The sequence below is a fragment of the Streptomyces sp. BBFR2 genome, from assembly GCF_044497305.1.
Classification (GTDB): Bacteria; Actinomycetota; Actinomycetes; order Streptomycetales; family Streptomycetaceae; genus Streptomyces.
Genome location: NZ_CP172415.1, coordinates 710,236 through 735,694 on the forward strand (window position 1 = coordinate 710,236; position 25,459 = coordinate 735,694).

The 25,459-nt window shown below is 74.2% G+C and carries 23 protein-coding genes; 11 read left to right on the forward strand and 12 right to left on the reverse strand.

All coding sequences use genetic code 11. The annotated features are described in order from the left end of the window. The first annotated feature begins 37 nt into the window (after positions 1-37). The 8 genes from ACGH2B_RS02480 to ssuE all read left to right on the forward strand — a co-directional run bounded on the left by ACGH2B_RS02480 (position 38) and on the right by ssuE (position 8,393). Positions 38-559, forward strand: a complete 522-nt coding sequence (locus ACGH2B_RS02480; RefSeq protein ID WP_399083323.1) for a cupin domain-containing protein — start codon at positions 38-40, stop codon at positions 557-559. A 54-nt stretch (positions 560-613) separates the two neighbouring features. Beyond that, the gene (locus ACGH2B_RS02485; RefSeq protein ID WP_399083326.1) at positions 614-1,810 is read left to right on the forward strand and encodes an MFS transporter; all 1,197 of its coding nucleotides are present in this window, start codon (positions 614-616) and stop codon (positions 1,808-1,810) included. Positions 1,811-1,891: 81 nt separating this feature from the next. Then, the gene (locus tag ACGH2B_RS02490; RefSeq protein ID WP_399083329.1) at positions 1,892-2,749 is read left to right on the forward strand and encodes a sulfurtransferase; all 858 of its coding nucleotides are present in this window, start codon (positions 1,892-1,894) and stop codon (positions 2,747-2,749) included. Between the two features lie 83 nt (positions 2,750-2,832). After that, positions 2,833-3,624, forward strand: coding sequence for an SDR family NAD(P)-dependent oxidoreductase (locus ACGH2B_RS02495; protein ID WP_399083332.1), 792 nt, complete (start codon positions 2,833-2,835; stop codon positions 3,622-3,624). A 41-nt stretch (positions 3,625-3,665) separates the two neighbouring features. After that, positions 3,666-5,084, forward strand: a complete 1,419-nt coding sequence (locus ACGH2B_RS02500; RefSeq protein ID WP_399083335.1) for an aminotransferase class V-fold PLP-dependent enzyme — start codon at positions 3,666-3,668, stop codon at positions 5,082-5,084. Between the two features lie 149 nt (positions 5,085-5,233). Continuing rightward, the gene (locus ACGH2B_RS02505; protein WP_399083338.1) at positions 5,234-6,133 is read left to right on the forward strand and encodes an LLM class flavin-dependent oxidoreductase; all 900 of its coding nucleotides are present in this window, start codon (positions 5,234-5,236) and stop codon (positions 6,131-6,133) included. Between the two features lie 52 nt (positions 6,134-6,185). Next, entirely contained in the window at positions 6,186-7,805 is a 1,620-nt protein-coding gene (locus ACGH2B_RS02510) for an FAD-binding oxidoreductase (RefSeq protein ID WP_399083341.1), read from the forward strand. Positions 7,806-7,832: 27 nt separating this feature from the next. After that, a complete protein-coding gene (gene ssuE, locus ACGH2B_RS02515; protein ID WP_399083344.1) occupies positions 7,833-8,393 on the forward strand; it encodes an NADPH-dependent FMN reductase in 561 nt (186 codons plus the stop codon). Positions 8,394-8,509: 116 nt separating this feature from the next. On the opposite strand, the gene ACGH2B_RS02520 is transcribed toward ssuE, so the two are convergent. The 6 genes from ACGH2B_RS02520 to ACGH2B_RS02545 all read right to left on the reverse strand — a co-directional run bounded on the left by ACGH2B_RS02520 (position 8,510) and on the right by ACGH2B_RS02545 (position 16,905). Further along, positions 8,510-8,932, reverse strand: coding sequence for a hypothetical protein (locus ACGH2B_RS02520; protein ID WP_399083347.1), 423 nt, complete (start codon positions 8,930-8,932; stop codon positions 8,510-8,512). Further along, a complete protein-coding gene (locus ACGH2B_RS02525) occupies positions 8,883-10,499 on the reverse strand; it encodes a hypothetical protein (protein WP_399083350.1) in 1,617 nt (538 codons plus the stop codon). Before ACGH2B_RS02525 ends, ACGH2B_RS02520 begins: the two co-directional genes overlap by 50 nt. 22 nt (positions 10,500-10,521) lie before the next feature. Continuing rightward, positions 10,522-12,348 (reverse strand): septum formation family protein, encoded by a 1,827-nt coding sequence (locus tag ACGH2B_RS02530; protein ID WP_399083353.1) that lies wholly within the window; start codon positions 12,346-12,348, stop codon positions 10,522-10,524. Between the two features lie 338 nt (positions 12,349-12,686). Further along, positions 12,687-13,874, reverse strand: a complete 1,188-nt coding sequence (locus tag ACGH2B_RS02535) for an MBL fold metallo-hydrolase (RefSeq protein WP_399083356.1) — start codon at positions 13,872-13,874, stop codon at positions 12,687-12,689. A gap of 521 nt (positions 13,875-14,395) precedes the next feature. Beyond that, on the reverse strand, positions 14,396-15,265 hold the full coding sequence (locus ACGH2B_RS02540) for a GNAT family N-acetyltransferase (protein WP_399083359.1): 870 nt from the start codon (positions 15,263-15,265) through the stop codon (positions 14,396-14,398). 245 nt (positions 15,266-15,510) lie between these two features. Then, entirely contained in the window at positions 15,511-16,905 is a 1,395-nt protein-coding gene (locus tag ACGH2B_RS02545; RefSeq protein WP_399083362.1) for an NAD(P)/FAD-dependent oxidoreductase, read from the reverse strand. A gap of 327 nt (positions 16,906-17,232) precedes the next feature. Between ACGH2B_RS02545 and ACGH2B_RS02550 the strand changes: the two genes are divergently transcribed. Next, positions 17,233-18,183 (forward strand): carbohydrate kinase family protein, encoded by a 951-nt coding sequence (locus ACGH2B_RS02550; RefSeq protein ID WP_399083364.1) that lies wholly within the window; start codon positions 17,233-17,235, stop codon positions 18,181-18,183. A gap of 38 nt (positions 18,184-18,221) precedes the next feature. On the opposite strand, the gene ACGH2B_RS02555 is transcribed toward ACGH2B_RS02550, so the two are convergent. From ACGH2B_RS02555 to ACGH2B_RS02565, 3 genes are read right to left on the reverse strand one after another with little or no spacing between them, the layout of a single operon-like run. After that, the gene (locus ACGH2B_RS02555; RefSeq protein WP_399083367.1) at positions 18,222-19,109 is read right to left on the reverse strand and encodes an SAM-dependent methyltransferase; all 888 of its coding nucleotides are present in this window, start codon (positions 19,107-19,109) and stop codon (positions 18,222-18,224) included. Further along, positions 19,106-19,384, reverse strand: a complete 279-nt coding sequence (locus ACGH2B_RS02560; protein ID WP_399083370.1) for a DUF397 domain-containing protein — start codon at positions 19,382-19,384, stop codon at positions 19,106-19,108. The genes ACGH2B_RS02555 and ACGH2B_RS02560 overlap by 4 nt, the downstream gene beginning before the upstream one ends. A gap of 3 nt (positions 19,385-19,387) precedes the next feature. Next, on the reverse strand, positions 19,388-20,257 hold the full coding sequence (locus tag ACGH2B_RS02565; RefSeq protein WP_399083373.1) for a helix-turn-helix domain-containing protein: 870 nt from the start codon (positions 20,255-20,257) through the stop codon (positions 19,388-19,390). 134 nt (positions 20,258-20,391) lie between these two features. Here ACGH2B_RS02565 and ACGH2B_RS02570 point away from each other — a divergent pair, with 134 nt between their 5' ends. Further along, a complete protein-coding gene (locus ACGH2B_RS02570; protein ID WP_399083375.1) occupies positions 20,392-20,844 on the forward strand; it encodes an ATP-binding protein in 453 nt (150 codons plus the stop codon). Positions 20,845-20,933: 89 nt separating this feature from the next. On the opposite strand, the gene ACGH2B_RS02575 is transcribed toward ACGH2B_RS02570, so the two are convergent. Then, positions 20,934-21,734, reverse strand: coding sequence for an SGNH/GDSL hydrolase family protein (locus ACGH2B_RS02575; RefSeq protein WP_399083377.1), 801 nt, complete (start codon positions 21,732-21,734; stop codon positions 20,934-20,936). A 273-nt stretch (positions 21,735-22,007) separates the two neighbouring features. Here ACGH2B_RS02575 and ACGH2B_RS02580 point away from each other — a divergent pair, with 273 nt between their 5' ends. Then, on the forward strand, positions 22,008-22,814 hold the full coding sequence (locus tag ACGH2B_RS02580; RefSeq protein WP_399083380.1) for a tyrosine-protein phosphatase: 807 nt from the start codon (positions 22,008-22,010) through the stop codon (positions 22,812-22,814). Between the two features lie 21 nt (positions 22,815-22,835). On the opposite strand, the gene ACGH2B_RS02585 is transcribed toward ACGH2B_RS02580, so the two are convergent. Beyond that, complete coding sequence (locus ACGH2B_RS02585; protein ID WP_399083383.1) at positions 22,836-24,020, reverse strand: serpin family protein; 1,185 nt, start codon at positions 24,018-24,020, stop codon at positions 22,836-22,838. A gap of 14 nt (positions 24,021-24,034) precedes the next feature. Continuing rightward, positions 24,035-25,417, reverse strand: coding sequence for an aspartate aminotransferase family protein (locus ACGH2B_RS02590; RefSeq protein ID WP_399083386.1), 1,383 nt, complete (start codon positions 25,415-25,417; stop codon positions 24,035-24,037). Between the last annotated feature and the right edge of the window lie 42 nt (positions 25,418-25,459).

The following is a 25,459-nucleotide window of genomic DNA, read 5'->3' on the forward strand; positions in this document are numbered from 1 at the left end:
GGCCCGTACCCGTACCCGATCCGTCAGAAGGAGAGCGATGACATTCCCGGACATGGTCCACGACGAGCACGGCCGGCTGATCCCCGAGTCCGAGCAGACCGCGGTCTGGCTGCTCGGCGGGCTGGCGCAGATACGGGTGCCGGGCGCGGCGACGGGGAACGCCTTCACCGTCGTGCAGCACACGGGCAACCGCGGCTACACCACGCCGGTGCACGTCCACGACTTCGAGGACGAGGTCTTCGTCGTCCTCGACGGCACGCTGCGGATGGTCTGCGGCGGCAAGGAGCAGGTCGCCGAGGCCGGTTCGACAATGATCGTGCCGCGCACCGTCCCCCACGGCTTCGTGACGACCTCGCCGAACGCCCGCTTCCTGACCATCCACTCCACCCCGCAGGCCGACCGCAGACCGCAGTTCGACCTGTTCCTGGACGCCGAGATGCCGCACGCGACGGCGCTGACCCTGCCCACCGAGGACGTGGGCGGCCCGGACCTGGAGCACATCATCGCGCTCGGCTCCCGCTACGGGTACGGCTACGCGGGCCCGCCGATGACCCCGTAGCGGCCCCGCGCGGCACCGCAGCGGCAGAACTATCCCCCCGACAGAAGAGACACCATGTCGTTGAAGCTCATGACCCTGATGCTGTGCGTGTTCGGCATCACGACCGGCGAGTTCGTCATCGCCGGCATCCTGCCGGACATCGCCCATGACCTGGACGTGTCCATCCCCTCCGCCGGGCTGCTGGTCACGGCGTACGCCATCGGCATGATCGTCGGCGGTCCGGTGATGACGGCGCTGACCGCGCGCTACGCGCGCAAACCGCTGATCGTGGCGCTCCTCGTGATCGTGGTCGTCGGCAACCTCGCGTCGGGCCTTGCCCCGGCCTATCCGGTGCTGTTCGTGGCCCGGGTGGTGACCGCGCTGGTGACAGCCACCTTCTTCGCCAACGCGATCGTCATCGCGGCGTCGACGGCGCCGGAGGGCAAACAGGCGTCCACCGTCTCCAAGCTCGTCTTCGGGATGAACCTGTCGATGATGCTGGGGGCGCCGATCGGCACCTACATCGGCAACAACTTCGGCTGGCGGGCCACGTTCTACGCGATCGCGGCGGTCTGTCTGCTGGGGCTGGCGCTCGTGCTGCGGCTCGTCCCGGACGTGGACGCCGGTGCCCAGGGGTCCGCCGTCGCCGAACTGCGGGTGTTCGGCAACCCGAGCCTGCAACTCGCCATCGTCATCACGGCGGTCGCCAACATGGGGCTGCTGATCGTCTTCACCTACTTCGCCCCGCTCCTGACCGACCTCACCGGCTTCGCCGCCGGGACCGTCGCGGTCTTGCTGCTCGTCTACGGCGTGGGCGCGGCGGTCGGCAACTTCGTCGGCGGCTGGCTGTCCGACCGGGCGCTGATGCCGTCGCAGGTGGGGCTGTTGGGGCTGCTCACGCTGGCGCTGGTGGCCATGTGGGCGGTCAGCGGCAACACCGTGCTGACCGCGGTGATGGTCTTCGTGGTCGGCGCGCTGGGCTTCTCCGTCATCCCCGGTATGCAGACCCGCGTCCTGAACACCGCCAGTGCCGCGCCCACCCTCGCCATCGCCGTGAACGCCTCCGCCTATCAGCTCGCCGCGGCCCTCGCCGGCTGGCTCGGCGGCCGGGTCATCGACAGCGGGCTGGGCCTGAAGTCCGTCTACCTCACCAGCGCCGCCGTCACCGTCCTGGGCATCCTCCTCAGCTGCTACGCGTGGTTCCGGGACCGTTCGGGCACCCGGTCCGGCGTGTCCGGGGAGGCGGCCGAGGCCGGCGCGCCGTCGGCCTGAGCACCACCGGCGGGCCGGGCGCCCCTCGGCACCCGCGCCCGGCCCGCCGGCCCACCCACACCGGTCACCACGGGAGGAAACATGACGCGTCGCACCGCCCTGGTCACGGCGGAATGGGCCGAGGAACACCTCGGGTCCGACGAGGTGGTCCTCGTCGAGACCGGTAACGAGGACGCGGCGTACCGCGAGGGGCATCCGCCGGGCACCGTCTGGATCAACTGGAGCGCCTTCCAGGACGAACTGCGGCTCGGCGTCGTCGGCCGGACGGAGTTCGAGGCGCTGATGCGGCGCACCGGCATCCGTGAGCAGGACACCGTCGTCCTGTTCTCCGCCGACGCCAATCTGCTGGCCGCGCTCGCGTACTGGTACTTCACGCTCTACGGGCACCGGTCGGTGAAACTGCTGGACGGCGGGCGCCGCAGATGGGAGCTGGACGGCCGCCCGATGACGACGCGGGTGCCGCGGCGCCCGGTCTCCGCGTACCGGGCCCGGGAGCAGGACGCCTCCGTCCGGGCGCTGCGCGACGACGTGATCGCCGCCATCGGGGTCCGCAACATCCTCGACGTCCGGGCTCCTCAGGAGTACGCGGGTACGGTCTTCGCGCCCGGCTTCGCCGGTGCGGCGTTCGCGCCGGGCAACAACCCCCACGAGGTGGCGCAGCGGTCCGGGCACGTACCCGGCGCGGTCAACCTCCCCTGGGAGGGGGTCGTCCGCGACGACGGCACCTTCCGCTCCGAGGAGGAACTCCTCGCCCGCTACACCGGTCTGGACCCGGCCCGCGGCACCCTCACCTACTGCTGGGTCGGCGCCCGCTCGGCGCACACCTGGTTCGTGCTGCGGGAACTGCTGGGCTGGCCGGACGTGCGGAACTACGACGGCTCCTGGGCCGAGTACGGCTCACTGATCGGGGTGCCGGTCGCCCGCGGGACGGACGGCTGAGCCCGCCCGAGCACCGCGCCGACCGGCATCGCCCACCACTTGGGAAGGAGACGGGCCCTCCGCCCGGACGGCCCACGACCTCGATGAACGCAGACAGCAGCGCCACGACGGCCGCCGGCCGGCTGCACGGCAAGGTCGCCCTGGTGACCGGGGCCAGCTCCGGGATCGGCGAGGCCACGGCGCGCACCCTCGCCGCCCAGGGCGCGTCCGTCGTCCTCGCCGCGCGGCGGCAGAGCGAACTCGACCGGGTCGCCGCCGAGATCACCGACGCCGGCGGGACGGCGACGGCCGTACGGGCCGATGTGACCGCCGACGAGGAGGTGGCCGCCGCGGTACGGGCCGCGGAGGAGCGCTTCGGCGGGCTGGACATCGCCTTCAACAACGCCGGTGCGATGGGCACCATGGGCCGGGTCACCGACCAGGATCCCGAGGTCTGGGCCGCCGATGTCGCGACCGTGCTGAACAGCGTCTTCCTGTGCATGCGGCACGAGATCCGGGCCATGGAGCGGCGCGGCGGCGGCACCGTCGTCAACAACGCCTCGCAGCTGGGCGTCGTCGGATTCGGCGCCGGCATCAGCTCCTACGTCGCCGGTAAGCACGGCGTCATCGGCCTGACCAAGGCCGCCGCGCTGGAGTACGCGCCCCGCAACATCCGGGTCAACGCGCTGGCCCTGGCCACCGTCGACACCCCGATGTACCGCTCGTCGGTGGGCGGCAGCGCGGAGATGGAGCAGATGTTCATCGGGCTGCATCCGCTCGGCCGGATCGCCAGCCCCGAGGAGGCGGCGTCCGCCGTGGCCTATCTGGCCGGTGACGAGGCGGGGTTCTTCACCGGCTCGGTGCTGGTCATGGACGGCGGATGGACCGCCCAGTGACCGGGCGCCGCCCGGCCACCGACTGAGAGGAGGAGCGGGACATGCTGACCGAACACCCGGCCACCGGACCCGACCGCCTCCACGGCCGTCTCCCGCAGGTCGTCGGCGCCGGTCTGACGGTCCCGCTGGTGACCGGCCGTCAGGTGCCGTACGCCAACCTCGACCACGCCGCGTCCACCCCCTGCCTGGCCGAGGTGGGCCGGGAAGTGGCACGGCTGCTCCCGTGGTACGCCAGCGTCCACCGCGGCGCCGGGTTCGCGTCCCAGGTGACGACCCGCGCGTACGAGCAGGCCAGGGACGCGGTCCGCCGTTTCGTCGGCGCGGGCCCGGACGCGGCGGTGCTCTTCACCCGGAACACCACGGACGCGCTCAACCTCCTGGGGCGGGCGCTGCCGCCCCGGACCACGGTGTTCCGGTTCGCCTCCGACCACCATGCGGCGCTGCTCGCCTGGCGCGGCTCCGCCCTGCGCCGGCTGGGCGTGCCGTCCGGCCCCGGGCACGCGGCCGAACTGCTGGCCGGGGCCCTGGCGGACGCCCCGCCCGGCCCGAGGCTGGTGGTGCTCACCGGCGCCTCCAACGTCACCGGGGAGCTGTGGCCGGTGGCCGAACTGACGGAGGTGGCGGCCGCCCACGGTGCCCGTACGGTGCTGGACGCCGCCCAGTTGGCGGCGCACGGGCCGCTGGACACGACCGCGTGCGGGGTGGACTGGGTGGCGCTGTCCGGCCACAAGATGTACGCGCCGTTCGGGGCGGGCGCGCTGGTCGGGGCCGCCGACTGGCTGGCCGGCGCGGAGCCGTACCTGGGCGGCGGCGGCGCGACCGCCCAGGTCACCGAGGACGAGGGACGGGAGAGCGTCGTCTGGTCCGGTCTGCCGCACCGGCACGAGGCGGGCTCCCCGAACGTGCTCGGCGCCCATGCGATGGCGGTGGCCTGCCAGGCGCTGTCGGCGGTCGGCTGGGAGACGGTCACCGCCCACGAGCGGGGGCTCGCGGCCCGGCTGCGGGAGGGGCTGGCGCGGATACCGGGCGTCTGCCGGCTCGGGATGTGGGACGCCGCCGCACCGTCGGTCGGCGTGGTCTCGTTCGGCGTCGCCCACTGGGGCGGCCGGCCGGCCGATCAGCGTCTGGTGGCGACGGCGCTGTCCGCGGAGTACGGCATCGGCGTCCGGGACGGCGCCTTCTGCGCCCACCAGGCCGTCCGCGCGCTGCTGTGCCGGGACCATCGGCACCAGCCGGGCCGGGCCCTGCGCACCAGCATCGGCCTGGGGACCACCACGGAACACATCGACCGTCTCCTGGCGGCCCTGACGGAGCTGGTCGCCGACGGGCCGCGCTGGACCTACCGCGAGACCCCGGACGGCTGGTCCCCGGTGCCCGACCCCCGCCCGCTGCCGGATGTCCTGACACACCACGGCGCTACGGGGGACGGGCCGCTCCGGCGGGAAGAGTGGCCGTCATGAGCGCGGACGCGGAAGCCGTCCCGGGCCCCGCCCCGCGACCGGCACACGGAACAGGCACAGCACACGGCCGAGCGCCGCCGCACCGGGCACCCGTCCCGGCGGCCCGCCGGCCCCACCCCATCGAGCACGAGGTCAGGAACGAAACCCGCATGACACCCCGTACACAGCCCCGTAAGCGGCCCGGCATGAGCTTCGGTGTCATGCTCTACCCCGACCAGCCCTTCCCGGTGCTCACCGCACGCCTGCGCCGGCTGGAGGAGCTGGGCTTCGACCGTGTGTACCTGCCCGACCACAGCGCCGACCTCCGCGATCCGCGCCACACCTGGTTCGACAGCTGGACGGTCCTCGCCGCGGCCGCGTCCGCCACGGAACGCATCCGGCTCGGCACCCTGGTCGCCAACCAGATCCTGCGCCCGCCCGCGCAACTGGCCAAGCAGGCCATCGCCCTCGACCACCTCTCGTCAGGCCGCTTCGAACTGGGCATCGGCGCCGGGATCTTCCCCTGGGACCACCACAGCGTCGGCGAACTGCCCTGGTCGCCCCGGGAACGGGCGCAGCGGTTCGCCGACTACGTGGCCATCGTGGACGGGGTGCTGCGCGGCGGCGCGTTCAGCCACTCCGGCGACCGGCTGTGGGTCCGTGACGTGGTGACCGTCCCGGGCTCGCTGCAGCGCCCGCGCCTGCCGCTCACCGTCGGCGGCCAGTCGCCGACCCTGCTGCGGACCGCCGCCGAGCGCGCGGACGCCTGGAACACCCACGGCCCGCCCGGCGCCAGCGCCGAGGAAGTACTGGCCCTCACGGCGGAGCAGAACGCCAGGATCGACCGGCTGGCCGCGGCGGCCGGCCGGGACCCGTCGGACATCCGGCGGGCGTACACGATCTTCGGCCCGTGGGACCCGAGGGCCGGCCGCCACGGCTACGAGGAGATCTTCGAACGCTTCGGCGCGGCCGGTGTGACGGAATTCGTCCTGGACTGGCCGGGGGAACGGCACACCGAGGAGTTCGAACGCGTCGCCCGCGAGGTGATCCCACCACTGCGCGGCGACTGACACACATCAACGGGGGCGTGCGCCCATCCACGGCGTGACGAAGGTGACAGCGATGACAGCTCGGAAAGCAGCCATACCCGGCGGCAGCACGTCCGCCGGACCCTCCGCGGGCCGGCACCGGCCCGCGGAGGCGGTCACGGTGACGGACACCGACCGGCAGTACCCGGACCTGATCAGCGGGTTCAACCAGCGCTACACCGCCGCTCCGGAGGCGGTACGGCTGGTCACCTCCACCGAGGAGGTGATCGCCGCCGTCCAGGACGCGGTACACCACGGCAAACGGCTCTCCGTCCGGTCCAGCGGACACTGCTACGAGAACTTCGTCCACCATCCGCAGGTGCGGGTGCTCCTCGACATGTCCCAGATGCACGACATCCGCTACGACCCGGAGCTGAACGCCATCGCCATCGGGGCGGGCGCCACCAACCTCCAGGCGTACCGGACCACCTACCCCAAGTGGGGTGTCGTCGCGCCGACCGGCTTCTGCTACTCCGTCGCCATGGGCGGCCACGTCAGCGGCGGCGCCTGGGGGCCGCTGTGCCGGACACACGGTCTCGTCGTCGACCACCTCTACGCGGTGGAGGTCGTGGTGGTGGACGCCGCGGGGCGGGCCCGCGCGGTCCTCGCCACCCGAGAGGCGGACGATCCGCACCGGGACCTGTGGTGGGCCCACACCGGGGGCGGCGGCGGCAACTTCGGTGTCGTCACCCGCTACTGGTTCCGCTCCCCCGGGGCCACCGGCCGCGATCCGCGCGAGCTGCTGCCGCGCCCGCCCGCCGAACTGCTGGTGAACGCCGTGAGCTGGCCCTGGGCGGAGCTGAGCCGGGAGGAGTTCTGTCGGCTCGTGCAGAACTACGCCCGCTGGCACGTCGCCCACTCCGCGCCCGACAGCCCGCAGCGGGCCCTGATGAGCCAGTTGGTGCTCAACCACCGGGCGGCCGGACAGATCGGCATGGTCGCCCTCGTGGACGCCTCCGCCCCCGGCGCCGAACAGATCCTGGCGGACTACCTCAAGGAACTGGGCGACGGGATCGACGTGACCCCGGGCGCGATGACCGCGGACATGGGCGAACTCCCCGCCCTGCCGCAGTTCGCACAGGCCCGCAGACTGCCGTGGCTGCACGCCGTCCGGATGCTCGGCACCACCAACGGCGTCCTCAACGACCCCACCCTGCGCGCCGAGTACAAGTCCTCCTACATGCGCGCGCCCTTCCCCCGCAGCCATCTCGCGGCGCTCCACACCCACCTGACCCGCGACGACCTGCACAACCCGAACCTCAATGTGCTGCTGACCTCGTACGGCGGCCGGATCAACGCCGTCGACCCGGCCGCCACGGCCATCCCCCACCGCCGCGCCGCCTTCAAGATGCTCTGGCAGGCGTTCTGGAACGACCCGGCCGACGACGACACGTACATCGGCTGGGCCCGGGACAGCTACCGCGAGGTCTACGCGGACACCGGCGGCGTCCCGGTACCCGGCGAGGTGACCGACGGGTGCTACGTCAACTACCCGGACATCGACCTCGGCGACCCGCGGTTCAACACCTCGGGGGTGCCCTGGCACGACCTCTACTACAAGGCGAACTACCCGCGCCTCCAGCAGATCAAGAAGAGGTGGGACCCGCGCGACGTCTTCCGGCACGCCCAGTCCGTCACCCTGCCCGGCAACTGATCCGCCGCCCGCCGAGGAGCCCGTGAGATGACATCCCTGCTCGCCGTGTCCGGGAGCCCCGCCGCCGGTTCCCGTACGGCCCTGCTGACCGGCCACCTCGTGCGGCGGCTCGCCCTGGCCGGGCTGCCCGCCGACCACCTGCGGGTACGGGACCTGCCCGCCGCCGACCTGCTGGCCGGGCGGAGCGGCCGGCCGGAGTTGCGGCGGGCCCTGGACTCGGTAGGGGCCGCGTCCGGGATCGTCGTGGCGACCCCGGTGTACAACGCCGCCTACAGCGGTCTGCTCAAGGTCTTCCTCGACCTGCTGCCGCGCGCCGGTCTGACCGGCAAGGCGGTACTGCCGCTGATGACCGGCGGCAGCACCGCGCACGCCCTGGCCATCGACTACGCCCTGCGCCCGGTGCTCTGCGCCCTGGGCGCCCGGCAGATCGTCCGCGGCGTCTTCGTACCCGACAGCGCGATCGAGTCCGGACCCGACGGCGTCCTGCGGCTCCCCGCGGACACCGCCCCACGCGTCGACCGGGCCCTGGAGGAGTTCCGCGCCGCGCTCACCGCGGGGACCGCGCTCTCCGCCCTGAGCGGCGGCTGAGGCGGAACCGAAGCGGTGCCCCGGGCTCCGCCGTCACCCGCGCGGGCGTCCGGGGCGGAGGACGCAGGCCGGGTCTCCGGGGCTGTCCCGGAAAGGCGCCGCTCCCCCGGCCCGGCTCAGCTCAGGAGGCCGACGACCGTCTGGGCCAGCGTGGCCAGCGACGCCCCTCCGGCACCGGCGGTGGCGACCAGTTCGAGCCGCTCCCGCAGGAGTTGGCGCCGGGTGGGGGCGAGCGTGCCGGAGCTGCGGATCTCCTCCTGGGCGCTCGCGACATCGGCGCCGAGCACCACGGCGCCGAGATCGGAGCCCCCGCCCTCCGGCCGGAGCGCGGCGTGCAGCGCGGTCAGCGCGGGCAGCAGCCGTTCCACGTCGAGCGGTTGCGGCGCCCGGTAGTCGATCCGGGCGTCCGCACCGGTGCTGAGCACTCCGCCGGAGACGGAACCCCCGACGGTGATGTCACCGGCCCGCCGGCCCGCGGCCCCGGCGCCGTCATCGGGGCTGTGGTGGTGCGGTGCGCCGTTCGCCGCTGTGTGTGCCATGGCGGTTTCCGTCTCCCGAGGTGTAGTGGATCTCCGTACGCTCTCCGGTGGCGGCGACGCCACCGCTCATCCGGCCGACGTAGATCGCGCCCCGGCCGATGTTGACGGTCTGCTGCTCGAACTCCTGGGTGTCGTACCCCTTCGCCCGCAGCGCCTCCAGCACACCGTTCTTGACCCGGTCCTGCACGGTCTTCACATAGCGGCTGATGTCCATCTCCTGGAAGAACGTCACCTGCTCCGCGGCGGCCAGCTCCCGTACCGCGAGCTGGGGGCCGCCGGGCCGGGAGCTGGGCGAGCGGCGCAGCCAGGTCCGGGACACGGCGACGGCCGTGCGCAGCAGCGAGACGACGGCCGCTGTGGAGGCGGCCGGGCTGGCGAACAGCGCCCGCAGGGTGTTGCGCAGCATCAGCCGGTCGTGCTCGGACGCCGCGTCGGCGGCCACCGCGAAGTCGTCGCGGACCGGCGGCAGGACGTGCGGGGACACCTCCAGCACCAGCATCCCGCCCTGGGTGTGCACCCGGACCAGGACGGTCACCACCAACTGCCCGTCCCAGGCGGTGATCCGCACCCGCAGGAAGTGCCGGCTCCGCTCACCGTCGCCGTCCACGGCCTCCCGCAGGCTCTCCCGCAGCCGGTCCGTCGCGTAGGGCAGTTCCCGGCGCGGTCCGTCCACCGGGCGGCAGACGCACTCGTCGACCTTCAGCCGCCGGAGCCGGTCGCGGCCGGTGCCCTGGCCGGACAGGCGCAGCGACGCGACCTGCGGGCGGATCAGGTCGAGGACGTCGCGGTTGGTCAGCCGGCCGCCGACCGCCGCGCCGTCCGCCACCGGCCGCAGCTCCAGCGCGAACGACCAGGCGTCGTAGGGCAGTCCGAAGCCGATCAGCGGCCGGACGGGCGGATACGGGGCGAGGGGGGAGAACTGTTCGCGGGCGATCGCCTCGCCGATGCGGCGGTAGCGGCCGGAGCCCGGCAGCTTCAGCGGCGGCCCGGCCGCGAAGCCCTCCCGGCTCAGCTCCCGCCGCATCAGCACCACCTGCCGCGTCCGGTGCGCCCACACGGGCACGGCCAGCAGCAGCGGGAAGAGCACCCAGTGCCAGACCGGCATACGGTCCAGCCCCGCCCACTTCACGAGGAAGAAGACGACAGCGTTGAGCGCGCTCACGAGGAACAGCGCCCCGAACGCGATGGCCTGCAGGGGGAGTTCCTTGCTCTCCGCCCGTCCGGGGTCGAAGACGTTCGGGGTACGGCGGTTCCACAGCAGGCGCGCGCCCCACAGCAGCACCCATGCCGCCGCGAACGGCACCGCCTCCCGGCCGCCGACCAGCGCGAAGGCCGTCCACACCAGCAGTACGGCCACCCCGGTGACGGCCTCCCAGCGGCGGGCCCGCAGCGCGTGCGCCAGGACCGGCAGCACATCGCAGCCGAGCGAGGGCGCCACCGGCCGCTCCTCGTGCTCCACCAACTCCTCGATGACCCGGCGCCGGAACCGGTAGTCCGCGTACACCCCGGCGCACAGCAGCCGGGTCGCCTCCTGATCGCCGGGTTCCACCGCGGCGCGTCCGCTCATGTCCGCTCCTTCCGCCGTGCCGTCAGGAGCCCTGGGAGGGCTGGTATTCGGTGGTGACGGATGTGCCGTCGACCGGCCGGATCGTGCAGATCACCTTCCGGAACCCTTCGTTCCAGGAGTCCTCCGCGACGATGCGGCCGACCAGCTCGGCATCGTCGCCGGTCAGCCAGGAGCTGCCGAACTTGTTCTCGCACAGCTTCCCGGACCGGTCCAGGGCCGCGTCGGAGTCCATGCCCGGCGGCGGTGTCACGAAGCCCACCACCTGGTCGGTGTGCGGCTCGGTGCACGAGGCGACCAGCAACGCCTTGTACGACTCCGCCGTGTCCTCGTACGTCCAGCAGTCCCCGGTCCTCATCTGCTGGAGAGTCAGGTCGATGCCGCTGTCACGGAAGCGGCCCACCTCGCCGTTGAGGGAGATGTGCCGCGAGACGACCAGGCACGCCGCGCGCCGGCCCGCCTTGGCGAAGCCCTTGGCCGTGGGCACCAGGGCGTAGGTCCCGGCGTCCGCCATCCGCCCGGCGATCTCCCCGGCCTGCCGCGTGCACCGCTCGGCGGCCTGTGCGCGCGCCGCCTCGACGTCCGGGAAGTCCACGACCGCGACGGTCTGCGCGTCGGTGCCGTTCCCGCAGTCCGTGAGGCCCAGATTCGGGACCCCCTGCAGCGGCTGCCGCGGCCACACCGCCTGTACGCAATCGCCCACGCCGAGGGGCTTGGTGAGTCCGACCGGCTCCCCGTAGGGGTAGGCCGTCCCGCGCCCGGGACCGGCGGATGCGGTGTTCCCCTTCTCCCCGCCCTTCGCGTCCCCGGACGTGATCCCGCCGGTGGTCAGCATCAGAGTGACACCGACGGCAAGCGCCACCGCGAGGGCCAGGACCGCGGTCACCTTCAGGGGCTCCGGCCACCGGAAATCCCCGCGGCGCGGCGCCTCGTCCGGCCGGCCGGTCGCGTCCGGTGGTACGGCGCCGCTGTCGCCCCGCCCGTCCGGCTCTTCCCGCCGTTCGTCCTCCCGGGCCGCCCGCTCCAAGGCCGCGCGCACCGTGTCGGCCGACGGCCGCTCGCCCGGCGAACCGGACAGCATTTTCAGGATGATCTCCGTCAGCTCCCCGGCGTGCTCCGGGGCGGCGGGACGTACCGGCCGTTCACCGGCGGTGAAGGGCGCGCGGCCCTCGACCGCCGCGTACAGCGTCGCACCCAGCGCGTAGAGGTCGGCCGCCGGTGTCGCGGGCGTGCCCGGGTCCTGTGCCTGCTCCGGGGCGAGGTACTCCGCCGCCGGGGGGACGCCGGATTCGCCGGGGCCGTAGTCGCTCAGCAGTACCCGGGGCGGCGCGGCGGCGTTCCCTTCCTCCGGTCCTTCCGGTCCTTCCGGCACCAGCAGGACGGCGGACGGGGAGACCCTGCCGTGCGTCACGCCCAGGAAGTGGCCGGCGGTCAGCGTGTCGAGCACGGCGAGTCCGATGCCCGCCGCCTCCCCCACGGGGACCGGGGTGCCCGCCGCGACGCGGGAGGCGAGGGAGGTCGCCTCGGGGTGGTACCCGGAGACGATCCAGGGGTTACCCGCGTGCTCCACCACGTCGTACACGCCGACCGTCCGGGCGCGCGGGCCCAGTTGCCGCACCCGCTCGACGCGCTCGCGCACCCTGCGGAGCCGGGCCGCCGCGTCCTCGCCGGGCACCAGCGGCAGCTCCGTGAGGACGACGTCCGCCCCCAGATCCTCGTCGTGGGCGAGCCAGCGCGCGCCGCCCGATGTCTCCTGCCCCGTCCGCCGGACCAGCCGGTACCGGCCGCCGACCATCTCCCGCTCGCTCAGCCTGAACACCCCCGTACGCCGCAGTTGCCGTCCGGACGTCAACTCACCACAGGTACACGGGAGTTGTCCGCCCGCCGTCGGTACCGGAACCCTACTGCGCCCGCCGGGACGGCGTTGCCCCTCCCGCCGGCCGGCGCACCGGGACCGGCCGCCCCGGGCCCTGGCACCCGCTCCCCTCATGCCCCCGGGGCCGGGCCGCCGAACTTCCCTCCCTCGTACGGGAGTCCGGCGGCGGCGGGGAGGACTCCCGGCGGCCGGAGGCGGAACCCACGGCGGCCCCGCCGGGAGGAGCGGGGCCGCCGGGTGTGCACTCGAAGGGGGGAACTCTCACGCTCCGGCGCGCCACCGTGAACGGCCGCGCCGCGCCGGAGCGGCCGGTGTCACCGCTCGCCCGCGACGTCCAGATCGCCGCGGCGGACCTCGGCCCCGGCACCCCGGGAGCGGCGCCACGGGTGGTCCATCGGCTGGGACACCGCCCGCCACCACGGCGCCTCGGGCAGCTTCCCGGCGGGCTCGAACGGCTCACCGGGACGCGGGAACGCGACCGTCTGACCGGCCTCCTCCGCCGCGTCCTTCGTCCACTCCGCCGGCTCCGCCCACGGGTGCGGGGCGAGGTTGAAGGTGCCCCAGTGGATCGGCAGCAGCACACCGTACGAGGCGTCGCCCCGCTGGAGATCTCGGTGGGCCCGGACACCCTCCTCGGGCGTCATGTGGATGTCCGGCCAGAACTCGCTGTACGCACCGATCTGGATCATGGTCAGGTCGAACGGCCCGTGGCGCTCGCCGATCTCGGCGAAGCCGGGGAAGTAGCCGGTGTCGCCGCTGTGGTGGATACGGTGCTCGGGCCCGGCGACGGCCCAGGAGGCCCACAGGGTGTGCTGGGGTCCGCGCAGCCCCCGGCCGCAGAAGTGCTGGGCGGGGGTGGCGGTGAGGGTCAGCGCGCCGACGCGGGTGGATTCGTGCCAGTCCAGCTCCGTGACGCGGGACGGCGGTACACCCCAGAACTCCAGGTCGGCGCCGATGCCCAGGGGCACCACGAAGGCGGCTCCGGTGGCGCTCAGGTGCCGGATCGTCGCCATGTCGAGGTGGTCGTAGTGGTCGTGGGAGATCACCACCACATCGACGGGCTCCAGCGCGGGCAGCGCGACGGGCGCCGGGTGCAGCCGCTTGGGCCCGGCCCAGGTGAAGGGGGAGCAGCGCTCGCCCCACACCGGGTCGAAGAGCACCCGGTGGCCGTCGATCTCGGCGAGCACGCTGGAGTGGCCCATCCAGGTGATGCGCAGTCCGCTCGGCGGCGGTCCGGCGGTCTCCCCCGGGGCCGGGCGGTGCACCGGTATGGGGTGGGCGGGCGCGCGGTGCAGCCGTCCTTCGCGGCTGAACTGTGTACGGGCCATCCGCAGCGCGGAGCCGGGCAGCAGTTGCCGGGTCGGCACCGGGTTGCGGAACTGGCCGTCCACGAACTGCGGCGACCGGCGCATCCTGGCCAGTCGCTCACCGGTGGGCGCGGCGCCGAAGCCGGCGGGGCGCAGCGCGCGCCACGGCGTGCGGCGGGGGCGGGAACCGGTCACGCATCCTCCAATGTCGGGGTGATCGCCACGTTGAACGGACCGGGCGGGCCACAGGTTCCGGCACCCCGGCCCGCCCCGGCCCCGCGACACCCGGGCACTCCCCACAGCCTCTCCCCGCACCCGCCACGGCGCGACCTGCGGGGGTGACGCGGGGGCAGGAGACACCGCGCCTTGCCTGGGCCGGAGCCTGCCCGAAGCCGGAGCCTGCCCGAAGCCGGAGCCTGCCCGAAGCCGGAGCCTGCCCGAAGCCGGAGCCTGCCCGAGGCCAGGCCCCGGGCCGCCGGGTGCGCTGCCGGGGTGCACGCCGCCGGGCCCCGGCCGGTACCGGCCCCGGGCCCCTGCCCCTGCCCCTGCTTCTGGGGCACGCATGCGCTCCCCGGTACCGGACGAGGCGGCGCCCGCGGTCTCCCGCCACCCGCCCGCCCGGTGGACACCCGGCACCGGACGGGTCGGCACCTCGGGAAACCGCAGGTCACACACTGCCGGACGGTACGGAACCGGGCCGGGCCGCCGGGCGCCGCTCAGACACGGGCCGCTTCCCGCCCCGCCCCGGTGAACTCCAGGACCACCCGCTCCTGGACCGGTTCGTAGCCCAGCCGCTGGTAGAGAGCGTTCGCGGTGGGGTTGCCGAGGTCGGTGAAGAGCAGCACCTCGCGGGCGCCCGCGTCGCGGGCCGCGCGGGACAGGGCCGCGGTCACCGCACCGGCATAACCGCGTCCGCGCCGCTCGGGCGGGGTGTAGACGGGGGCGACGCGGGTCACGCCGTCCTCCGTGCCGGTGCGGGCCGCCATCGCCACGGGCCGTCCGCCGTCCTCCCAGAGCAGCACCCGGCCGTGCGCGATCCGGTCGTCGACCGTGCGGGCGTCCCGGGGCGGGGCGACACCGGCGTCGGCGGCGAAGGCCGTGAACCACTCCAGGACGAGGTGGCGGTCGGCGGCGGTGGCCGGGCGGGCCGCGCCCGGCGGGCCGGGGTCCGGCGGTGTGAGCGTGCCGAGGCGGTACAGGCGGTTGCGTTCGCCGGTGTGTGCGGCGCCGCCGTGGTGGCGCAGCCAGGTGGCGGCGAAGGCGTCGGCGGCCGCGGGGTCACCGGCGACGCCCGGGACGTGCCACCCCCGCGCGGTCAGCGCGCCGGCCAGGGCGCTCGCGGCCCGCTCGGTCATGGCCGAGAGCAGCACCGGGCGCGGCGGCGTCCAGAGGAAGGCGGCGCCGGTCTCCGTGCCCTCGCGCCACCAGCCGTACCGGGGCGGGTCGTCGCCGTACGCGTCGGCACCCGTGGTGCGGAGGGTCGCGGCGACGGAGAGGAGCATCGTGTGGGGCACCGGCCGGGCTCTGAGGAAGGCACCGGCGGCTGCTTCGAAGGCGGCGGGATCCGCCGTATCGGTCCAGGTCATGCCCCATCCTCCGGCCCCGGCCACCGGCGCCGCACCACATTTTTTCCGCGCCGCCGGGCCCCGGCCCGGCCCGCCCTTCGCGTACGGAGCCGGGGCGTACGGCCGGGGCGCGTGCACCGTCGCGTACGCCCCGGGCGCGTGACCCCCGGAGGCGTGGTCGCCCCGGGCGCGTGGCCCCCATGAACAGCGAGCGGACCGGCCCGGCACCGGCCCGGCACCGGACCGGCCTCGGGACCCGCCCGGCGTCAGACCGCCTCGACCGACTCCGGCGGGGCGGGCAGCGCGGGGCGGCGGGGCAGGAGGACGGTGCGGGCGGCGATGCGGGGGCCGAAGAGGCGCGGCAGCGGGGCCGTCAGGCAGAAGACGTCGCGGAAGACGGCGCCGACGACCGGGTCGAGGGCCGCGCGGGCCGCCAGCCGGTCGAGGTACCAGGCCGTCAGCCGCTCCCCCGCCGACCGCTTCTCGTCGGCGGCACGGAGATAGGGCAGATCGGCGCCGACCGCGGCGGTCCACGCCGGGTCGGTGACGGCGGCGACCTCCCGCTGGACCGCGGCGGCGGTGTCCGGCAGCGGGCCAACGGCGCGCGCCAGGGTGTCGCGCAGGGCCCGGGCGCCCAGGGCGGCGACCGACATGCCCTGGCCGTAGACGGGGTTGAAGGTGCAGTGCGCGTCCCCGAGGGCGAGGAAGCCCCGCGGCGAGGCGCCGGAACGCTCGTAGCGGCGACGGCGGTTACGGGTGTCCTGGAAACCGTGCACGGGGGTGAGCGGTTCGGCGCCGGCGACCAGGGAGTGGAGGTAGGGGTCGCCGACGGTGGCGCTGTAGGCGAGGAAGCCGTCGGGATCGGTGGGCGGATGGTCGCCGCGCATCCCGGCGAGGGTCAGCATCCAGATGCCGTCCTCGACGGGGAGATAGCAGCCGCCGCGCGGGGAGCCCGGCCAGTTGGGCACATTGACGCCGGTGTCCGGGACGCCCCCGGGTCCGGGCCGGTACTGCCGGGTGGCGTAGCCCAGGCCGGTGTCGACGCTCTCCTCCTGCGGGGCGGGCAGGCCCAGTTCGGCGTACCAGCGGGGCGCGCGGGAGCCCCGCCCGGAGGCGTCCACGACGAGCCCGGCGGTCAGGGTGTCCGGCGCGCCGCCCCCGCGCGGGCGGGCCCGGACGCCGGTGACCCGGTCCGCGTCGCCGGTGAGTCCGACGACCTCGGTGGCCTCCCGCACCTCCACACGGGTGGCGGAGTCCGCGAACGCGGCCCGGGCCCGTTCGCGGACGACCGCGTCGAGCACCGGACGGGTCACGCTGAGGGTGTGGTGGCGGCCCTCGTCGAACCGGAGCGGCCAACCGGTGGGGGTGCGGGTGAGGAGGTCGCGCGGCAGGTCCAGGCGGTGGGCGCCCGCCTCGGTGAGGGCGGCCGAGGTGCCGGGCAGCAGGTCCTCCAGGGCGCGTTGGCCGCCGGTGATGAGGATGTGGAGGTGCCGCGCCTGGGGCACGCCCTTACGGAAGGCGCGGCCCTCGGGGTAGCGGTCGCGTTCGATGACCGTGACGGTGCCGGCGTGGCCCAACAGGGCGGTGGCCGCGAGCATTCCGGCCAGCCCTCCGCCGATCACGATCGCGTCCCCTGCGCCGCCGGTGTGCCGCTGTGCCATGCCCGCTCCCCTCGGCCGGCCACCGGCCGTCCGCCCGCCACGAATGATCAACTACCGTCCCGGCAGACAGACTTCAGCGCCCGCCGCCCCGTGTCAACGCCGTCCCGTGTCAACGCCGTCCCGGCATCACCGGGCGGCGCCCCCGCCGGCCCCGGGGCCCCCGGCGGACACCGCCGTCCGCCCCGCCGTCGCACACCTTTTCCCCACCCTCACCCCTCCTTCTCACCTCTGTACCTGACGCCCTGATTTGCGGCGTCTTGGGGGCTAGACTCCGGCCTGCGGACGCGGCCCGTCCGCACACCGCCGCCACCAGTCAGGGATGTACCTGTGACACATCAGCCGGGAACCGAGCCCTACGACGTCCTGGTCATCGGCGGATCGGGGGTGGACACCGTCGTACGGGTCCCCACCCTGCCGGTCCCCGCCGCCGACTCCGTACCGGTCCCACCGGTCCGGGAGTACGCGGGCCACACCGGTACCGGCGTCGCTCTGGGCTGCGCCGCGCTCGGACTGCGCACCGGATTCGTGGACTTCATCGGTGACGATCCGCAGGGCGCGCTGATCCGGGAGCGGCTGGCCGGCAGCGGCGTCGACTTCCGGCCGCTGATCTCCCCGCACGGCACCCGCCGTTCGGTGAACCTCGTCGCCCCGGACGGCCGCCGCACCTCGCTCCACGACGCCCGCGACCCGCTCGATCTGCGGATGCCGCCCGAGCACTACCTCCCCGCACTGCGCCGCGCCCGGCACGTCCATCTGTCGATCACCCACTTCGCGCGGTTCCTGTACGACGACATCGCCGCGCTGGGGCTGCCGGTCTCCACCGACCTGCACGACTGGGACGGACTCACCTGCCACCACAAGGAGTTCGCGTTCCGCTCCGACCTGGTGTTCCTGAGCACCGCCGGGGCGGGTGAGCGGATCGGATCGGTGATGCGGGAGATCCTGCGGGAGGGCCGGGCGTCGGCGGTGATCGCGACGGCGGGCGCCGGGGGCGCGTATCTGCTCACCCCGGAGGACCGCACCCCGCGCCACGTCCCGGCGGCCGTACCACCCGGCCCGGTGGTGGACAGCAACGGCGCCGGCGATGCGTTCACCAGCGGGTTCCTCCACGGGCACCTCGCCGGGCTGGAGTTCGGGGAGTGCGCGCGCCGGGGCGCGCTCGCGGGCGCGCACGCCTGCGTCGCCCCGGGGACGCACACCGCGCCCCTGGACGCGGAGGCACTGGCCTCGGCCGACGGGGAGCCGCGGAGCGGAGCGGCGGACACCGTCTTGGCCTGAGCCCGGCGGCCGTCCGGCCCGGCCGCCGCCCGTGGCCTTCAGTCCTTCCGGCCCACCGCCCCGTAGAAGATGGTGTTGTTCAGCTCCTCGGCGTTCGGGATCTCACCGTCCGGGCGCCACAGGGGGACGCGGACGACGCCGGGCTCCAGCGGGGTGAACGGGCCGAACAGTTCGGTGATCCGGGCCCGGGAGCGGATGGTGAGGGTGGCGGTGGCGTTCTTGTAGACGTTGACGACGCCGTCGCGGGCGGTGGCGTCGACGCGGCCGCCGGCGAACTCCTCGTAAGGCTCGTCGGTGGCGTGCGAGAGCACCAGATGGCTGCCGGCGGGCAGCGCGTCGGCGAGGGCGGCGACGATGCCCGCCGGATCCTCGTCCTCCCGGACGAAGTGCAGCACCGCGAGGAGCAGGACGGCCACCGGCCGGTCGAAGTCGATGAGCCGCCGCACGGTCGGGTGCGCCAGGATCGCCGGGATGTCGCGGACGTCGCCGAGGACGAAGCCGGTGCGGTCGGCGTCGGTGAGCCGCGCCCCGGCGTGGGTGGCCACGATCGGGTCGTTGTCGACGTAGACGACCCGGGTGTCCGGGGCGCTCGCGCGGGCCACCTCGTGGGTGTTGGGCGAGGTGGGGATGCCGGTGCCGAGGTCGAGGATCTGGCGGATGCCGCCGTCGACCAGGGTGCCAACCGCGCGCCCGAGGAACGCGCGGTTGGCGCGGGCGCTGAGCCGGACCTGCGGATGCACCTCGATGACGCGGTCCGCGGCGATCCGGTCGACCTCGTAGTTGTCGCGGCCGCCGAGGTAGTAGTCGTACATCCGGGCCGGGTGCGGGGTGCCGGTGTCGATCTCGTCGGCGCGGAATCCGCCGTGGCCGGTGCCGTCGGGCAGCGGCGGGCTCAGCGGCCCCCGGGCGATCTCCGGATCCCTCATGCCGTCCTCCGTTCGGGGTGGCGGTGCGGTCCGCCGGTGAGCAGGAAGTCGGCGTGCCCGGCCTTGGCGCCCTCGATGAAGCTGACGATCTCGTGGTGGGTGTAGATCAGCGCGGGGCCGTCGGGGTCGGTGGACTGGCGCAGCGCGACGCGGCCGTCGCCCAGCCGCATCGCCTCGACGCATTCGCCGCCGTTGCCGCCGCTCCACGGCTTGTGCCAGCCGTCGGTGCCCAGTTCCTTGGCGGGCATGCCGTTGTAGATGCGTATGCGATCCATGGTTCAGATCTCCTTGCGAAAGCCACCCAGGATGTCCTCGGTGGCGTGTGCCGGTGCGGCCTGCGCGCACATCCGGTCGAGGGCCTCCAGGAACTGCGAGACGTCGTTGCGCTGGTCGAAGTACTGGGCCCCGACGAGGCTCTCCGCGTACGCGATGTCCGGCAGCTCCGGAATCGGGAAGCGGAAGATGTGGAACGGCCCGTACATCGCGGGGTGCGGGCCCGCGGCGAACGGGATGATCTGCAGCCGGACGTTGGGCAGGGCGGTGGCCTCCACGAGGCGGCCGAGCTGGTCGCGCATCACGCGCGGATCGTCGCCGATCGGGCGGCGGAGCACGGTTTCGTCCATGACCACCCAGAGCGTCGGCGCGTTCTCACGGGTGAGCAGGGACTGCCGCTCCATGCGCAGGGCGACGGCGCGGTCGATGTCGTCGTCGGCGGCGTGCGGCATCCCGGCGCGCAGCACCGCCCGCGCGTACTCCTCGGTCTGCAGCAGCCCGGGGACGTAGGCGGGCTGGTAGCCGCGGATGAGGGTGGCCTCGCTCTCCAGGCTGACGTAGGCGCTGAACCAGTCGGGCAGCACATCGCGGAACCGGTGCCACCAGCCGGGACGGTTGGCCTCGCGGGCCAGCCGGACGAAGCCCTCGACCTCGGTGGAGTCGGTGACGCCGTAGGTGGCCAGCAGTTTCTCCACGTACGGGATCTTGAGGCCGACCTCGGCCTTCTCCATCCGCCGTACCGTCGCGTGGGTGACGTCGAGGGCCTCGGCGGCCTGCTCGAAGGAGAGACCGGCTCTCTCGCGCAGGTCCTGCAACCGCTTCCCGAGCACCACCCGCAGGACGGTCGGCGCCCCGCCCGACCGTGCTTCCACCACGTCCGATCCCTTCTGCCTGCTTCCGGGCAGCAGTGTGTCATGCCGTCAGTTACGCCAACAGACTGCATAATCTGATTCTGTAATTTGCAGATTGATCCTTGCCATCGATCACCGGCATCGCACATAGTTGCGTAGTGGCTTCCTCCAGCAACGCCCCCTCGTTGGCGCTCCGCGGCCCCGCCGCCGGGCGCCGGGACGCGTTCCACCTGCCGGCCCGCCGCACCTCCGTCCCCGAGGCGCGGCGGCGTGTCACCGCGCTCCTGCACGCGTGGGGCACCGGCCAACCCGTCTGCGACGACGTGGAACTGGTGGTCTGCGAGCTGTTCACCAACGCCGTACGGCACACCGCCAGCGAGCGGGTCGGCTGCGAGCTGTCGCTGCACGCCGGGCACGTACGGATAGCCGTCACCGACGAGGGCGGGGCCGACGCACCGGCGCCGCGGGCCCGCCCGGACAGCGTGGACCAGGAGTGCGGCCGCGGCCTCTTCCTGGTCGGCGCGCTCTCCCGGAGCTGGGGCACCCGCGACGGCGCGCACGGCGGCCGGACGGTGTGGGCCGAGGTCGCGCGCGAGGGCGCCCCCCGCTGACTCCGGGCGGCGCAGGCCCGGACACGGCGACGGCCCCGGATCCCTTCACGGGATTCCGGGGCCGTCGCACTGTGCCCCGCACAGCAGCCCTACAGGGGCAGGAGATCCGGGCGCTTGGGTTCGACGTGGTCGCCGGAGGACTCGCCGCGCAGCCGGCGGCCGATCCAGGGCACGAGGTGTTCGCGCGCCCAGTGGATGTTGTCGCGGCGCGCGTCGGCGGCCGACCGCTCCGCCTCCGGGGGCCAGGGCTGGTCCGGGTCGGCCGGAACCGTCAGGCCGAGCACCTGACCGGCGCGGAGCGCGACCCGGGTGTGACCGTCGGCGGACAGGTGCAGCCGGTCGTCGCTCCAGGCGCGCCGGTCCTGGACGGACTTCAGCGACCAGAGGTCGAGGACCGGGCAGCCGTGCCGGTCGGCGATGGCGCGGACATGTGCGGTGTACGTCGCGATCTTGCCGCGCAGATGCTTGAGCACGGGGATGCCGCGGGTGTCGAAGCCGGTGCAGAGCAGGACCGTGCCGACGGTCTCGCACAGATCCACCACGGCCGCCTCGTACCGCTCGGCGACGGCGTCCGGGTCGGAGCCGGGCCGCAGGATGTCGTTACCGCCCGCGCAGAAGGTCACCAGCTCCGGGGCCAGCTCCTTGGCGCGGGGTACCTGCTCCTCGACGATCTGGTCCAGGAGCCGGCCGCGGACCGCGAGGTTGGCGTAGCGGAAATCGCCCTCCGCACGCTGGTCCGACAACAGGACCGCGAGGCGGTCCGCCCAACCGATGTACGCCCCGTCACGACCCGGATCCCCGACTCCCTCGGTGAAGCTGTCCCCGACGGCTGCGTACGACCCGATGGCGCGCACGGCGCCGCTGCTGATGTTTTTCGAATCGTCTCCCACGTCAGGACATACTTCACCGTAAGAAGTGACCTACGCCACCGTAACCAGGGGTTGACGAGGGGTGATTAATACCACCCGGTCAAATTCTCTCCAAGTTGGAATAGGGAGCGGTCACCCGGTGTCGCCACATGGCGTCCGTCTGTGCCGGAAGTGTGCGTACCCGGACCGGAAGTGGTGCTTCCCACCATGGTTGCCTGCGGCATCCGTGTCGTATCGTCGGGAACGGCCACGTCTCGCCGGCGATCGCGCCGGCGGCCGAACCGAGGAGCGCCCGTGACGCAGACGCCGCAGGTCCCACCGGCCGATTCCCCTCTCGTGGAGGTCCGCAACTTCCGCGACGTGGGCGGATTGCCGACCGTGGACGGGCGGCGGGTGCGAACGGGCCGGCTCTTCCGCAGCGGTCACCTCGCGCACGCCACCGAGGCGGACGCCGCCTTCCTCGCCGGCCTCGGCCTCCACACCGTCTTCGACTTCCGCAACGCCGCGGACATCGCCCTCGAAGGCCCGGACGTCACCCTCCCCGGCGTACGGAACGTCAACATCCCGCTGACCGACCCGGCCGACGGCGCGGAGTTCTGGACGATGGTCCGCGACGGCGAGCTGGACCAACTCCGGCGCATACTCGGCGACGGCAAGGCCGCCGCCCGGATGGCCAGGAGCTACCGCCACATCATCACCACCCGCACCGCCGACCACAGCCGGCTGCTGCACGCGCTCGCCGAGGACAGCACGCCCGCCCTGCTGCACTGCGCGGCGGGCAAGGACCGCGCCGGGCTCTCCGTCGCCGTGACACTGCTCGCCGTCGGCGTCGAGCAGGACGCCATCGAGGCCGACTACCTCAAGTCCAACGACCCGCACCGGCGCTACAAGATCCGCCGCTCGGACAACTCCCCCGCCGCGATGTCCCCCGAGGTCATGGAGCTGCTGTCGCCGCTGTTCGGCGCCGACACCGCCTACCTCACGGCCGCCTACGACGCGATCGCCGCCACCTGGGGCTCGACCGAGACCTACCTCACCGAGGGGCTGGGCCTGACCCCCGCCGTCCGCGAGCGGCTGCGCGACCGGCTCCTGGAGGGCTGACACCCGCTCCGTATCCGGCCCTCACACCGCCGGATACGGAGCGGGGTCGGTGACCCACCCGGCGACCGGCACCAGACCGCTCGCCCGGTGTACCGCCAGAAAGCCGAACGGCCGCGTGAAGTGCGCCGTCACCAGCGGGGAGCGGCGCGGCGGCGGCAGCGCCATGCCTGCGGCGCGCATCCCGATCGCGGTGACCGCCGCCGCCCGGAAGCCGAGCGGCCCGAACACCGCCGTCGCCGTCTGCCGCGCCGCGGACACCGCCAGCGGCCGCGCGGCGAGCCCCGGGAAGTGCCCGGCGGACGCCGAAGCCGCGGCGCCGAGCCCGAACACCTCGGGCCACCGCAGCAGATCGTGGTCGGCGTCGACGGTGAAGCGCGCCGTGCTCAGCTCGGTCAGCGGACGGCCGTGGTGGGACGGGACCGAGGAGAGCGTGAGCCCCGGCCCGTTCCCGTCCGCCCCCGGCGCCACCGGATACGTCCCCGCCAACGCCGCGACACCGTGCGCCAGCACCGCGCCGCCCGGCACCCCCTCCGGGCCGAGCAGCAGATGGACGTCTATACCCGCCGTGCCCGTGACCCGCGCCTCGGTCAGCGGCCCGTCCGGGGTGGTGTGCACCCGCAGCCCCGCGCCGTCCTCGGTCCTGCGGTACAGCTCCGCGAGCGTCCGCCCGGCCCACGGGCCCTCGGCGGGGCGCAGCGGACGCTCGGCGAACGGCGTCTCCCAGGTGGTGCGCAGCAGCAGCGCGCTCGCCAGGACCAGCAGCGTTCCGGGACCCGTCGCCACCGGCATCCGCTCGATCAGCCCGCCGGTGCCGCGGCTCGCCCAGGCGTCCAGCGCGGCGCGGTCGGCCGCCGCGTCGCCGGTCAGCTCGCCGAGGGCGCCGTCCGGCAGCCGCGCCCGCCACTCCGGGCGCAGCTCCACGGAGCGGGCCGCCCACACCCCGGCGGCCGCCGCCGCGCCGTCCATCGCGTCCACCGTGGCGAGCAGCGCGCGGGCCTCGTCCATCGCGTGCTCCGGGGCGGTGCCGAGGGCGGCGGACAGTTCGGCGCGGGCCTGCCCCGCCGCCGGGGTGGCGAGCAGGGCGAGCAGCGGCCATACCCCGGCGGCGGCCAGGACGGTGCCCCGCTCCCCCACCGCGGCCCGCGCCCAGCGCGCCGTCATCGCGTTGACGGCCCGCACCGTGGCCTCGCCGGTCGTCGGTGTCATGCCTCCCCCTCCCGTCAGCGGTGGGCGACCGCCTGTTTGACCAGTGTCCGGCCGAAGTCCCACAGCAGCCCGGAGCCCGCGTGGGCCTCGTCCATGACGGAGGTGAACGCGTCGACGAACCGGTCCACCTCCCGCTCGCCGATGATCAGCGGCGGGATCAGCTTGATGACCTCCAGATGATCACCGGAGACCTGGGTGAGGATCCGGTGGCGTCGCAGCAGCGGCACCACGACCATCTGCGCGAACAGGCCCTTACGGGCCGCCTGGAGCATCGTCCAGCGGCCGCGCAGCCCCAGCGATCTCGGGCGGCCGAACTCGATGCCGATCATCAGGCCGCGGCCGCGCACCTCGTGCAGCAGCTCGTACCGGTCGGTGAGCGCGGCCAGCCGGGTGCGCAGCAGATCGCCGGTGCGCCGGGCGTGGGCGACGAGGTCCTCGTCCTCCAGCACGGCGAGCACCGCCAGGCCCGCCGCCATCGCCTGGGCGTTGGCGCCGAAGCTGGCGGAGTGCACCAGCACCCGGTCCATGGACGAGTAGACCTTCTTGAAGATCCAGTCCTTGCCGAGCGTCGCGCCGACGGGGACGTAGCCGCCGGAGAGCGTCTTGGCGACGCAGACCAGGTCCGGCTCGACGCCCGCCTCGTGCTGGTACGCGAAGAAGTCGCCGGTGCGGCCGAGGCCGGTCTGCACCTCGTCGGCGATCAGCAGGGCCTTGTGGCGGTGGAGCAGCTCCTGCGCGGCGGCGAGGAAGCCGGGCGGCGCCGGAAGCACGCCCTTGCCCTGGATCGGCTCGATGACCAGCGCCGCCACGTCCCCGCGGCGCAGCTCGCGCTCCAGGGCCGACAGGTCGCCGAGGGGGACGGCGGTGTCCGGCAGCAGCGGGGCGAAGCCGTCGCGGAAGCCGTCCTCGCCGTTGACCGACAGGGCGCCCGTCGTCAGGCCGTGGAAGGCGTGATCGCAGTACAGGACGCGGGGTCTGCCGGTGGCGTAACGGGCGAACTTCAGGGCCGTCTCGACGGCTTCGGCGCCGCTGTTGCCGAAGAACACCCGGTCCAGGTGGGGCGCGTGGGCGAGCAGCTTCTCGGCGAGCAGTCCGGGCAGCGGCTGGCAGTCGAAGCGGGTGAGGTCGGCCAGTTGCGCGTCGAGGACGTCGTGCAGCGCCTGCCGGACGACCGGGTGGTGGCGGCCCAGCCCCATCACCCCGAACCCGGCGAGCATGTCGAGGTAGTCCTGCCCGTCGGCGTCCCAGAAGTACGCGCCCTCGGCCCGCTCGTAGACCTTGTCGAAGCCGAGGGTGTGCAGCATCCGCGGGAGCTGGTGGTTGAGATGGCGGCTGTGCAGGTCGTAGCGTTCGCCGCCGCGCTCGGCGAGCAGCGCGCCCAGATCGAAACCGGTCACCGGTGGCTCCCCTCACTGCGGTGCGCGGTCCCTTCCCGTACG

What these genes read in the sequence shown, in the direction of transcription:
- ACGH2B_RS02480 (WP_399083323.1), top strand. Translation starts at nt 38, where the DNA reads ATGACATTCCCGGACATGGTCCACGACGAGCACGGCCGGCTGATCCCC.
- ACGH2B_RS02485 (WP_399083326.1), top strand. Translation starts at nt 614, where the DNA reads ATGTCGTTGAAGCTCATGACCCTGATGCTGTGCGTGTTCGGCATCACG.
- ACGH2B_RS02490 (WP_399083329.1), top strand. Translation starts at nt 1,892, where the DNA reads ATGACGCGTCGCACCGCCCTGGTCACGGCGGAATGGGCCGAGGAACAC.
- ACGH2B_RS02495 (WP_399083332.1), top strand. Translation starts at nt 2,833, where the DNA reads ATGAACGCAGACAGCAGCGCCACGACGGCCGCCGGCCGGCTGCACGGC.
- ACGH2B_RS02500 (WP_399083335.1), top strand. Translation starts at nt 3,666, where the DNA reads ATGCTGACCGAACACCCGGCCACCGGACCCGACCGCCTCCACGGCCGT.
- ACGH2B_RS02505 (WP_399083338.1), top strand. Translation starts at nt 5,234, where the DNA reads ATGACACCCCGTACACAGCCCCGTAAGCGGCCCGGCATGAGCTTCGGT.
- ACGH2B_RS02510 (WP_399083341.1), top strand. Translation starts at nt 6,186, where the DNA reads ATGACAGCTCGGAAAGCAGCCATACCCGGCGGCAGCACGTCCGCCGGA.
- ssuE (WP_399083344.1), top strand. Translation starts at nt 7,833, where the DNA reads ATGACATCCCTGCTCGCCGTGTCCGGGAGCCCCGCCGCCGGTTCCCGT.
- ACGH2B_RS02520 (WP_399083347.1), bottom strand. Translation starts at nt 8,932, where the DNA reads ATGGCACACACAGCGGCGAACGGCGCACCGCACCACCACAGCCCCGAT.
- ACGH2B_RS02525 (WP_399083350.1), bottom strand. Translation starts at nt 10,499, where the DNA reads ATGAGCGGACGCGCCGCGGTGGAACCCGGCGATCAGGAGGCGACCCGG.
- ACGH2B_RS02540 (WP_399083359.1), bottom strand. Translation starts at nt 15,265, where the DNA reads ATGACCTGGACCGATACGGCGGATCCCGCCGCCTTCGAAGCAGCCGCC.
- ACGH2B_RS02545 (WP_399083362.1), bottom strand. Translation starts at nt 16,905, where the DNA reads ATGGCACAGCGGCACACCGGCGGCGCAGGGGACGCGATCGTGATCGGC.
- ACGH2B_RS02555 (WP_399083367.1), bottom strand. Translation starts at nt 19,109, where the DNA reads ATGAGGGATCCGGAGATCGCCCGGGGGCCGCTGAGCCCGCCGCTGCCC.
- ACGH2B_RS02560 (WP_399083370.1), bottom strand. Translation starts at nt 19,384, where the DNA reads ATGGATCGCATACGCATCTACAACGGCATGCCCGCCAAGGAACTGGGC.
- ACGH2B_RS02585 (WP_399083383.1), bottom strand. Translation starts at nt 24,020, where the DNA reads ATGACACCGACGACCGGCGAGGCCACGGTGCGGGCCGTCAACGCGATG.